Below are 11,443 nucleotides of genomic sequence, written 5' to 3' on the forward strand. Positions count from 1 at the left end.
TAATAGGAGGATTTCTTCACATGGCCAAAGACAAGCAGTTCGTTACAGAGATCACGCCGCAGGGCGAGGATTTCTCACGCTGGTATATCGATGTTATCAAAAAAGCGGACCTGATGGATTATTCACCGGTCCGCGGCTGTATCGTATTCAAACCGGACGGCTATGAAATCTGGGAGCATATTCAGGAGGAGATGAACCGCCGCCTGAAGGCTACCGGCCACCGGAACGCCTACTTCCCGTTATTCATTCCCGAGAGCTTTTTCCAGAAGGAGAAGGAGCATGTGGAGGGCTTCAACCCGGAGCTGCCTTGGGTCACTGAGGCCGGAGGCGATGTGCTGGAAGAACGTCTGGCCATCCGTCCTACGTCCGAGACCATGTTCGGCCATATGTATTCCAAGTGGATTCAGTCTTACCGTGACCTTCCGGTGTTAATTAACCAATGGGCCAACGTGGTCCGCTGGGAGAAACGTACCCTGCCGTTCATTCGTACGACGGAATTCCTCTGGCAGGAAGGCCATACCGCGCATGAGAATGAGACGGAAGCACGCGAAGAAACGATGAAGATGCTGGAGAACTACCGCGACTTCGTGGAGACTTTTCTGGCTATTCCGGTAGTGACCGGACAGAAGACGCCATCCGAGCGGTTCGCCGGTGCGGTGGATACGTATTCCATTGAAGCGATGATGAAGGATGGACGGGCCGTTCAGGCCGCTACCTCGCATTACCTGGGCACCAAGTTCGCAGTTGCTTTTGATATCCAATATCTGAACCGGGAGAATGTACTGGAACATGCACATACCACCTCATGGGGCTCTACCACGCGTCTGATCGGTTCCCTCATCATGGTGCATGGTGACGACCGCGGACTGGCTCTGCCGCCGAAGGTAGCGCCTACGCAGGTGATTATGATTCCAATCGGACCGCCTAAGACCCGCGAAGCGGTCATCGGACGTACCGATGAACTGTTTGGTGAACTCAAGAGTGCCGGAATCCGTGTGCGCGTAGATGACCGTGCCGATGTAACCCCGGGCTGGAAGTTCAATGAATATGAAATGCGCGGCGTTCCTGTCCGTCTGGAGCTTGGACCGCGTGATATGGAGAATGGAGTCTGTGTGCTCGTATCCCGGATCAGCGGCGAGAAGAAGGTCATTCAGCAGGAGAACCTGGTTGAAGAAGTGAATGCTATGCTGGAACAGGTCCACCAGGAAATGTACGAGCGGGCACTGAAATTCCGTGAGGACCATTTCTATTCCGTAGATACACTTGAGCAGATGAAGGATTCTATGGAGGAGAAACGCGGCTTTGCGCTTGCAGGCTGGTGCGGCTCTGAAGAATGTGAGGATAAGGTCAAGGAAGAGACCGGTGCAGGCAGCCGTAATATTCCGTTCCACCCGTCAGAAACGAAAGAGACCTGTATTTGCTGCGGCAAACCTGCTCAGCACACGGTTGTATTTGCCAAAGCGTATTAATCGGCAGACATATATTTGTTAATTTTTATATCAGCTTCTGGCGAGAGGAGTCGGCGGGCCGCAAGTACCCAATGCTTTTCAAGCCGGAGGCTTTTTCTTACAATTGAGTGAGCGAGTGATTATATTAGACTGACGCCAAAGTCTTACGCCAATTATTGCCGAGTTAGGTGGGGAATGCATGGAGCAGAACGTGGAGAGAAGAAAGAGATTTGAGCTGTTGATGAAGCAGGGGGAGATTCCGCCTGCCATGATTGATCCTTATTTTGTAGACGGACAGATTGAACGGGTGGAGATTAGCCGCGGCAACCATGACTGGCATATCGTGATTGCGAAGACAACCCTGATTCCCGCCCAGACCTACCGGGCCTTTATCCTAAGAATGCGTGAGAAGCTGCAGCATATTGCCAAGGTCAGCTTCTTGTTCCTATATGATGATACTGTAAGCAGAGCCGATATTGTGCAGGAGTACTGGAGCATGTTCCTCGAGTGGGTCCAGCGTGAGATTCCTTCCGTCAACGGTTGGCTGACGCGTTCCAGTCAGGAACTGCGGGACGGTACGCTCATCCTGAGTCTGAATGATACCATGTCACTTGAGCTGGCCCGCAAGAAGGGTATCGAAGCCGCCATTATTAAATATTATGATAAATATTTCGCACTTCCCCTCAAGGTTAAGCTGCAAATGGCCGAGGACGAGAGTAAGAGCAAAGCGGATGCCTATGAGGAATTCCAGCAGAAGCTCCAGCAGGAGCAGCGTGAACTGGTAGAGCTCATGATGATGAATAGCGAGCCGGACGAGCCTGAAGAAGCCGGGGACCCGAATGAGGTCATTAAGCTTCAGGTAGGGAATGACATCAAAGAGCAGGCCGTCTCCATTCTGGAGATTCAGGATGAAGAGAAGAAGATTACGATCCAGGGGACGATCTTCGGGCTGGACCGCAAGGAGCTGCGTAACGGAAATACGCTGTTCACCTTCTGCATTACGGACTTTACAGACTCCCTGCAGATGAAGATGTTCGCCAAGACCAAGGAAGAGCTGAAGATCATGGGGCAGCTGGCTAACGGCAAATGGGTCCGGGCGCGCGGCAAAGTGGAATATGACCGGTTCATGCAGATTCCCGAGCTGGTGATGATTCCTTCGGATCTGGCCGAGGTGTCGGCGCCGCCTGCCCGTAAGGACAATGCCAAGGAGAAGCGTGTGGAGTTCCACTTGCATACGACTATGAGCACGATGGATGCGGTAGCACCGATTGATGCCTATGTCAAAACAGCGGCGAAATGGGGCCACCCGGCGCTTGCAGTTACCGATCACGGCAATGTTCAGAGCTTCCCGGATGCGAATCACGCCGCCCATAAGCATAAGCTCAAGATGCTCTACGGTGTGGAGGCTAATGTCGTCAATGATGCGGTTAACATCGTGGAGAATGCGCAGCCGCTGGAGCTCAAGACAGCAACCTATGTCGTCTTCGACATCGAAACTACAGGCCTGTCGATCACACGCAATAACATCACGGAGCTTGCCGCGATCAAGATGTGCGAAGGCAAGGAGCTGGGCCGTTACACTACCTTTGTCAACCCGCATGAGAAAATCCCTTACCACATCCAGCAGTTGACGAACATTACGGATGAAATGGTCAAGGATGCCCCGGATCTGGAACCGGTACTGGGGGAGTTCGTGGAATTCGTAGGAGACAGCATTCTCGTTGCGCACAACGCACGTTTTGATATGGGCTTCATTCAGGCTTCCCTGAAAAGGCTGGGACAGCCTGAGCTGCCGAATCCATCACTCGATACGCTGGAGCTGGCGCGTCTGCTTTTCCCGAGTATGAAGAATCACCGGCTCAATACGCTTGCTGACAAGTACAAGGTACTGCTAGAGAGCCATCACCGTGCGGTGGATGATACGATTGCACTGGGCGGTATTCTGAACGGTCTGCTGGCTGATGCGGAGAAGATGAAGGGCTTAACCCGGCTGGACCGGCTGAATGATTATGTAGGTAATGACCTGTCGAATGTACGTCCGTTTCACTGCGGCATCTATGCACTGAATCCGGCCGGCAAAAAGAACCTCTATAAGCTGATTTCTATGTCGCATACCGAGTACTACAAGCGGGTACCCTGCATTCCCAAATCGAAGCTTGAAGAGCATCGTGACGGACTGCTCGTCATATCCGGCTGTGAGCGGGGCGAGTTCTTCGAGGCTGTGCTGAACAAAACCGTGGAAGAGGCGATTGAGGTTGCCCAGTTCTATGATGTGCTGGAAATCCAGCCGCTGACCATGTACATGCATCTGGTGGATAAAGGGTTCGTAGCGAGTCCAGAGGACCTTCGGGGTGTTGTACGCAAAATCTGTGAGATCGGCGAGCAGATGAACAAGCCGGTGATAGCCACCGGGAATGTGCACTATCTGGAGCCGCGCGATAAGCTGTTCCGCGATATTACAATCCACGGGATTACCGGATTCAGTCCGCTGAAGGACCAGAACAAGCCGGATGCCCACTTCCGTACAACTGATGAGATGCTTGCCGAGTTCGAATACCTGGGTGCAGCCAAAGCGAAGGAGGTCGTGGTCACGAATACGGTTGAGCTGGCTGAGCGGTTCGAGGAATACGATCTGTTCCCAAGCGATCTCTTCACGCCTATTATTGAAGGGGCGGATGATGAGATCCGCAATACCTGCTATGACACAGCCAAATCGATCTACGGAGAGGAGCTGCCTGAGGTTGTGGTTGCCCGTCTGGAGAAGGAGCTTGCCCCGATTATTAAATACGGGTTCTCCGCCAACTATCTGATCTCGGAACGGCTTGTCAAAAAGTCGAACCAGGACGGTTATCTCGTCGGTTCCCGTGGCTCGGTAGGCTCGTCTGTAGTGGCAACATTCCTTGGCATCTCGGAGGTTAACCCGCTTCCGGCTCACTATATTTGTGCCAATTCGGAATGCCGGCACAGCGAATGGTTCCTGGACGGAAGTGTGCCAAGCGGCTTCGACCTGCCGGATAAGGACTGTCCGGATTGCGGCGGCAAGCTTAAGGGAGAGGGCCAGGATATTCCGTTTGAGACCTTCCTGGGCTTCAAAGGGGACAAGGTTCCCGATATCGATCTTAACTTCTCCGGGGAGTATCAGCCGAACGCCCATAATTTTACCAAAACGATGTTCGGTCCTGATAATGTATTCCGTGCGGGGACCATTGGTACGGTGGCGGAGAAGACCGCCTTCGGCTTCACCAAGAAATATGAAGAGCATCACCAGAAGCGCTGGCGCGGTGCGGAGGTCGGACGGCTTGCCGCCGGCTGTACCGGTGTGAAGCGCAGTACGGGGCAGCACCCCGGCGGTATCGTAGTTTTGCCGGACTACATGGAGATTGAAGATATCACTCCGGTGCAGTTCCCGGCGGATGACGTTACAGCTGAGTGGAAGACTACCCATTTCGACTATCACGCCTTCGATGCCAATCTGCTCAAGCTCGATATTCTCGGCCACGATGATCCGACCATGATGCGCATGCTGCAGGATCTGACCGGCGTAGACCCGACGACCATTCCGATGAATGATCCGAAGGTCATGAGCATGTTCAACTCCACAGATGCGCTGGGAGTGAGGCCCGATCAGATCCGAACCCCGGTAGCTACTTATGGGGTGCCGGAGATGGGGACGAAATTCGTCCGTCAGATGCTTGTGGAAGCGAAGCCGTCCAGCTTTGCCGACTTGCTGCAGATTTCCGGGCTGTCCCACGGAACCGGCGTATGGCTGGGAAATGCTCAGGAGCTGATCAAGAACAATACCTGCAACATTAAGACGGTAATCGGCTGCCGTGACGATATTATGCTCTATCTGATCTATAAGGCGGGCATGGATGCCAGTCTGGCTTTCAAAATTACGGAGAGCGTGCGTAAAGGGAAGGGCCTGCCGCCGGAGTGGATCGAGGAGATGAAGAATTGCAAGGTGCCGCAGTGGTACATTGATTCCTGTCTCAAAATCCAGTACATGTTCCCGAAGGCCCATGCCGCGGCTTATGTTATTTCAGCGGTGCGCACTGCCTTCTTCAAGCTGTATCATCCGATAGAATACTATGCAACTTACTTCTCTGTCCGTGCTGCGGATTTCGATATCGAGCTGTGCTGCAAAGGCTACGAAGCCATTGCGCGCCAGCTGGTAGAGATTGAAGCCAAGGGCTTCCAGGCGCTGCCTAAGGAAAAAGCCATGCTTCCGGTGCTGGAGATGGCCCTGGAGATGACGGCACGCGGCTTCACCTTTAAGAACATTGATCTGTACCGCTCAGATGCTACCAAATTCACGGTGGACGGTACCAGCCTGATTCCTCCGTTCTCTTCGCTTGCCGGGATTGGGGATAATGCTGCCATTAATATCGCCGCTGCCAAGGACGCAGGCGAGTTCCTCTCCATTGAGGATTTTCAGCAGAAATCCAAGGCCAGTAAAACGGTGATAGAGCTGCTCACAGGAATGGGCTGCTTCCGCGGATTGCCGGAGAGCAACCAGCTTTCGCTGTTCTGACGGCTGCCCGAAGTGGCAGGATGTACAGCCCTCTATTGACCTCTTAGAAAGGGGAGTCAAGGGCTGGTACTTGTCAGTGCTGCCTCACTATGGTATAATTTTTTTGGTAATAATGAGATAAGTCCGTTGTGTAAAGAGTGGGGAAACCCACTCTTTATCTTTGGTATATAGCAAAAGACAAGTTCGTGGAGGTAATCTTCTTTTGAGCACACCCAAATCCAAAATTAAACAAACGGTAGAGCAGCTGCTCGGGTCCTATCTCGAGGACAATGGTTTCGAACTGGTGGACGTTGAATACGTGAAGGAAGGCTCCAACTGGTTTCTGCGCGTATTCGTAGACAAAGAAGGCGGCATCGATATCGATGACTGCGGTACCATCAGCGAATATATCAGCCAGAAGCTGGATGAGAATGATCCGTTCTCCGAAGCGTATTTCCTTGAAGTCTCCTCGCCGGGAGCTGAGCGTCCGCTCAAGAAAGCTGCGGATGTCGCCAAGGCGGTAGGCAAGGACGTATATGTAACGGTCTATGAGCCGATTCAAGGACTCAAAGAATTCGAAGGCCGTTTGCTATCATTCGAGAACGAGGAACTGCTCATCTCCGCGGGCAAAAAAGAACATGTGGTACCTTACGCCAAGGTCGCCAGTGCGAGATTGGCCATTATTTTTTAACGTCTTGAAAGGGGGACCGGAATTTCATGAGTATGGAGTTTATTGAAGCTATGAATGAACTGGAAAGGGAGAAAGGCATCAGCAAGGATGTGCTGTTCGAAGCCATCGAAGCGGCGCTGATCTCCAGCTATAAACGCAATTTCAATGCGGCGCAGAATGTGCGTGTGGATATGAACCGCAACACCGGCGTAATCAAGGTGTTTGCCCGCAAGCTGATTGTGGAGGAGGTTCTCGATGCACGGACCGAGATCTCGCTCCTGGCTGCACGGGAGATCAACCCGCATTTCCAGCTGGAGGATATCGCCGAGCAGGAAGTCACGCCGCGTGATTTCGGCCGCATTGCCGCCCAGACTGCGAAGCAGGTGGTTACCCAGCGTATCCGCGAAGCGGAACGCGGCCTGATCTATAACGCTTTTATCGACAAGGAAGATGATATTGTAACCGGCCTTGTACAGCGTCAGGATATGCGCAACATCTATGTGGATCTTGGCAAAATCGAGGCGGTTCTTCCGCTGAGCGAGCTGATGCCTGGAGAAAAGTTCAAGCAGAGCGAGCGTATTAAGGCTTATATCACCAAGGTGGAGAACACGACCAAAGGGCCGCAGATCATGCTGTCCCGCAGTCATCCGGGTCTCCTGAAGCGTCTGTTCGAGCTGGAGGTGCCGGAGATTTTTGACGGAGTGGTGGAGATTCGTTCCGTTGCCCGCGAAGCCGGCTTCCGTTCTAAGATCGCCGTGTTCTCACGCAATCCCGAAGTGGACCCGGTGGGTTCCTGCGTAGGCCCGAGAGGCACGCGTGTACAGACCATCGTGACTGAGCTTCGCGGTGAGAAGATTGATATCGTCAGATATTCCGAGCTGGTGCAGGAGTACGTAGCCAATGCGCTTAGCCCGTCCAAGGTGCTTGAGGTTCAAGTCTTTGAAGCTGAGAAAATGGCCCGCGTCATTGTTCCTGACTATCAGCTGTCGCTGGCTATCGGTATCAAGGGGCAGAACGCCCGTCTTGCCGCCAAGCTGACCGGCTGGAAGATCGATATCAAGAGCGAGACGCAGGCGGAGCAGGAATACGGCAGACCCAGATCGTCCAATGATGAAATGCATCAGGATTCCGTCTCCATCGATTAATGAATGCTGACTGACGGGAGGTGCTTTGTTATGAAGCAAAGAAAGGTGCCGCTGCGTAAATGCGTTGCCAGCCAGGAGATGATGCCCAAGAAAGAGCTGATTCGCGTGGTGAGAACGCCTGAAGGCGAGGTGCTGATCGACCTGACAGGCAAGAAGTCGGGCCGTGGCGCTTATATCTGCGGTAAACTGGAATACTTTAAGCTAGCACAGAAGACCAAAGCACTTGACCGGGCATTGAAATGTCAGGTCAGTCCTGAAATCTATGCCCAGCTTGCCCGGGATTTTGCATCCGTGGAGGAGCAGTTTTTGGCAGCGAAGGATAGTGAGGACAATGAGTAAGACACTTTCTTATTTAGGGCTTGCGATGAGAGCAGGCAAGATTGTCACCGGCGATGAGGCTGTGCTTAAGGCAGTACGGTCTTCAGAGGCGAAGCTGGTCGTCCTGGCAGGTGACGCTTCAGATAATACCCAGAAGAAGTTCCGCGATAAATGCGGGACCTACGATATTCCACTAGTAATCGCATTTCACCGGGATGAACTCGGTGCAAGTATTGGTAAGGATCAGCGCGTTGTGCTGGCCGTTACGGATAAAGGATTCGCGGAAATGATCTCCAGAACGCTTGGAGATACTGTCGGAGGTGGAGTTATTGACTAAAGAAGATAATAAGGATAAGCTGCGCGTATACGAATACGCCAAGTCTTTGAACATGAGCAGTAAAGAAATTATCACCATTCTGAAGCGTTTGGATGTCCCGGTGAATAATCATATGAGTGTCATGGAGAATGGCTCCGTGAACAAAGTTGAACAGTTCTTCAAGGACATCAAGTCAAACGCTGCAGCCAAGCGGGACAACGGCACCAGCAGCCGTCCGGTAGTCACTACCGGTGCGGTAAACGCCGAAGCGCGCAGTGCTCAGAGTACCAACAAAATTCAATCGGAAAAGCAGGTAGGTATGAACAGTAACCAAAACAACAACCAATCGACGACGTCCCCAAGGCCCCAAAGCGGACAAGATTCCCGCAGAACACAAACATCAGGCTCCGCTCAGAATTCCCGCCCGCAGGGCAGTTCAAGCAGCAGCCGTCCACAAAACAGCTCCACTGGCAGCCGCCCGCAGGGCAGCTCCACTGGCAGCCGCCCGCAAGGCAGTTCTACTGGCAGCCGTCCGCAGGGCAGCTCCACTGGCAGCCGCCCGCAAGGCAGCTCCACTGGCAGCCGTCCGCAGGGCAATTCGACTGGCGGCAGCCGTCCGCAAGGCAGCTCTACTGGCGGAAGCCGCCCACAGGGCAACTCTGCTGGCAGCCGTCCGCAAGGACAAGGCGGCGCACCGCGTACAGGTGACCGTCCGCAAGGTCAAGGCAATGGGGGCGGAGGCTTTTCACGTAACGACGGCCCTAAGAAGAATACCACTGGCGGCAGACCTGGCAGCAACAACAATGGCCAGAAACGCTATGACGACAACAAGGGCGGCAATTATCGCGGCCGTGGCGGTAAGAACAACCGCGGCAGAAACCAGCCGACCGTATATCGTGAGAAGATTGACAACACGCCTAAGAAGATCATTGTCCGTGGCAGCATGACCGTGGGTGAAACCGCGAAGCTGCTTCACAAGGATGCTTCGGAAGTGATCAAGAAGCTGATCTCGATGGGAGTTATGGCCACCATCAATCAGGAGCTTGATATCGATACGATTCTGCTGCTGGCCGGTGAATTCGGCGTAGAAGTAGAAGTGAAGATTCCAGTCGACGAAGACAGCTTCGAGACCATGGAAGAGAATGATTCCGAAGAGGATCTGATGACCCGTCCACCGGTTGTAACGATCATGGGTCACGTTGACCATGGTAAAACAACCCTGCTCGATGCCATCCGTTCCACGAATGTAACCGGCGGCGAAGCTGGCGGAATTACGCAGCATATCGGTGCTTATCAGGTTGAGATTAATCAGAAGAAAATCACATTCCTTGATACTCCGGGCCATGAAGCGTTCACCGCCATGCGTGCCCGTGGTGCCCAGGTTACAGATATGACGATTATCGTTGTAGCTGCCGATGACGGTGTAATGCCTCAGACGGTAGAAGCGATCAACCATGCCAAGGCAGCCGGACTTCCAATCATTGTTGCAGTTAACAAGATTGATAAGCCGGGCGCAGATCCTGACCGGGTGAAGCAGGAGCTTACCAACTATGAGCTGGTGCCGGAAGAGTGGGGCGGCGATACGATCTTCGTCAACCTGTCGGCTAAGCAGCGTATTAACCTTGAAGAGCTGCTGGAAATGATCCTGCTCGTTGCCGAAGTGAATGAGTACAAGGCGAACCCGGACAAACGGGCACGCGGTACTGTTATAGAAGCTGAGCTTGACAAGAATCGTGGACCTGTTGCCCGTATTCTCGTGCAGAACGGTACGCTGAAGGTCGGAGACGCATTTGTAGCGGGTAACTGCTTCGGCCGCGTACGCGCCATGGTGAATGACAAGGGACGCAAAATCAAGGAAGCGGGACCTTCCACTCCGGTGGAAATTACCGGTCTGACCGAGGTGCCGCAGGCGGGTGATCCGTTCATGGCCTTCGAAGATGAGCGTAAAGCACGCGCGATCTCTGACAGACGTTCCACAACGCAGCGCCAGTCCGAGCTGAACACGAATACCCGCGTTACGCTGGATGATCTGTTCAAGCACATCAAGGACGGCGAGATCAAGGATCTCAACGTGATCATCAAGGGTGACGTTCAAGGTTCGGTAGAGGCGCTGAAAGGCTCCTTGGCCAAGATCGAAGTCGAAGGCGTTCGCGTGAAGATCCTTCACAGCGGTGCCGGTGCGATCACGGAATCCGATATTACCCTGGCAGCAGCCTCCAATGCTATCGTGATCGGCTTCAACGTTCGTCCGGATGCCCAGACGAAAGCGGCAGCCGAGCAGGAGAAGGTGGATGTGCGTCTGCATAACATCATCTACAATGTCATTGAAGAGATCGAAAGTGCCATGAAGGGCATGCTTGATCCTATCTATAAAGAGAACGTTATCGGCCATGCCGAAGTGCGCAACGTATTCAAAATCAGCAAAGTGGGCAGTGTCGCAGGTTGTATGGTTACCGACGGCAAAATTACCCGCAATGCTGAAATGCGCCTGATCCGCAGCGGTATCGTTGTCTTCACAGGCAAAATCGACACCTTGAAGCGTTTCAAAGATGATGCAAAAGAAGTGGCACAGGGTTATGAATGTGGCATAACTTTGGAACGCTATAATGATGTCGTTGAAGGCGACATTATCGAAGCATTCATCATGGAAACGGTAGAGCGCTAAGCGAAGAGGTGAAATAAGATGTCTAAAATCAGAGCGGGACGGGTTGGCGAGCAGATTAAGAAAGAGCTGAGCCAGCTCATCCAAAGCGGACTGAAGGACCCGCGTGTCGGGTTCGTAACTGTAACTGGCGTTGATGTGACGAACGATCTGTCACAGGCCAAGGTATACCTGAGCGTATTCGGGGACGAGGAGCAGAAGTCAGACTCACTTAAGGCGATTGAGAAAGCCAATGGCTTTCTCCGCTCGGAGCTTGGCAAAGCGATCCGCCTGCGCCATACGCCAGAGCTGATCTTCAAAATTGACGAATCCGTTGCTTACGGAAGTCATATTGAGAAGCTGCTCGGCGAAATCGGCAAAAACGAATAGGCTAC

The 11,443-nt window shown here is 53.1% G+C and carries 8 protein-coding genes; all 8 read left to right on the top strand.

Translation table 11 applies throughout. The features are described 5' to 3' along the window. Positions 1 to 20: 20 nt before the first annotated feature. The 8 genes from proS (at position 21) to rbfA (ending at position 11,438) form a co-directional block, all read left to right on the top strand. The gene (gene proS, locus NSU18_RS01000) at positions 21 to 1,469 is read left to right on the top strand and encodes a proline--tRNA ligase (RefSeq protein WP_341147957.1); all 1,449 of its coding nucleotides are present in this window, start codon (positions 21 to 23) and stop codon (positions 1,467 to 1,469) included. 178 nt (positions 1,470 to 1,647) lie between these two features. Further along, positions 1,648 to 5,979 carry a PolC-type DNA polymerase III gene (locus NSU18_RS01005; RefSeq protein WP_341147958.1) on the top strand — a complete coding sequence of 1,444 codons (4,332 nt, stop codon included), beginning with the start codon at positions 1,648 to 1,650 and terminating at the stop codon, positions 5,977 to 5,979. Positions 5,980 to 6,181: 202 nt separating this feature from the next. Then, positions 6,182 to 6,649, top strand: a complete 468-nt coding sequence (rimP, locus tag NSU18_RS01010) for a ribosome maturation factor RimP (RefSeq protein WP_036724721.1) — start codon at positions 6,182 to 6,184, stop codon at positions 6,647 to 6,649. A 26-nt stretch (positions 6,650 to 6,675) separates the two neighbouring features. Next, entirely contained in the window at positions 6,676 to 7,773 is a 1,098-nt protein-coding gene (gene nusA, locus NSU18_RS01015) for a transcription termination factor NusA (RefSeq protein ID WP_036724723.1), read from the top strand. 30 nt (positions 7,774 to 7,803) lie between these two features. Then, the gene (gene rnpM, locus NSU18_RS01020; RefSeq protein WP_036692616.1) at positions 7,804 to 8,112 is read left to right on the top strand and encodes an RNase P modulator RnpM; all 309 of its coding nucleotides are present in this window, start codon (positions 7,804 to 7,806) and stop codon (positions 8,110 to 8,112) included. After that, positions 8,105 to 8,428, top strand: coding sequence for a YlxQ family RNA-binding protein (locus tag NSU18_RS01025; RefSeq protein ID WP_036724725.1), 324 nt, complete (start codon positions 8,105 to 8,107; stop codon positions 8,426 to 8,428). Before rnpM ends, NSU18_RS01025 begins: the two co-directional genes overlap by 8 nt. Next, positions 8,421 to 11,072 carry a translation initiation factor IF-2 gene (gene infB / locus NSU18_RS01030; protein ID WP_341150963.1) on the top strand — a complete coding sequence of 884 codons (2,652 nt, stop codon included), beginning with the start codon at positions 8,421 to 8,423 and terminating at the stop codon, positions 11,070 to 11,072. Before NSU18_RS01025 ends, infB begins: the two co-directional genes overlap by 8 nt. An 18-nt stretch (positions 11,073 to 11,090) precedes the next feature. Further along, positions 11,091 to 11,438 carry a 30S ribosome-binding factor RbfA gene (gene rbfA, locus NSU18_RS01035; RefSeq protein WP_173133324.1) on the top strand — a complete coding sequence of 116 codons (348 nt, stop codon included), beginning with the start codon at positions 11,091 to 11,093 and terminating at the stop codon, positions 11,436 to 11,438. The last annotated feature ends 5 nt before the right edge of the window (positions 11,439 to 11,443 follow it).

This window comes from Paenibacillus sp. FSL H8-0048 (genome assembly GCF_038002825.1).
GTDB lineage: Bacteria > Bacillota > Bacilli > Paenibacillales > Paenibacillaceae > Paenibacillus_AQ.

Coding starts and splice junctions, on each gene's coding strand:
- nusA (WP_036724723.1), top strand. CDS start 6,676: ATGAGTATGGAGTTTATTGAAGCTATGAATGAACTGGAAAGGGAGAAA.
- rbfA (WP_173133324.1), top strand. CDS start 11,091: ATGTCTAAAATCAGAGCGGGACGGGTTGGCGAGCAGATTAAGAAAGAG.
- NSU18_RS01025 (WP_036724725.1), top strand. CDS start 8,105: ATGAGTAAGACACTTTCTTATTTAGGGCTTGCGATGAGAGCAGGCAAG.
- NSU18_RS01005 (WP_341147958.1), top strand. CDS start 1,648: ATGGAGCAGAACGTGGAGAGAAGAAAGAGATTTGAGCTGTTGATGAAG.
- proS (WP_341147957.1), top strand. CDS start 21: ATGGCCAAAGACAAGCAGTTCGTTACAGAGATCACGCCGCAGGGCGAG.
- rnpM (WP_036692616.1), top strand. CDS start 7,804: ATGAAGCAAAGAAAGGTGCCGCTGCGTAAATGCGTTGCCAGCCAGGAG.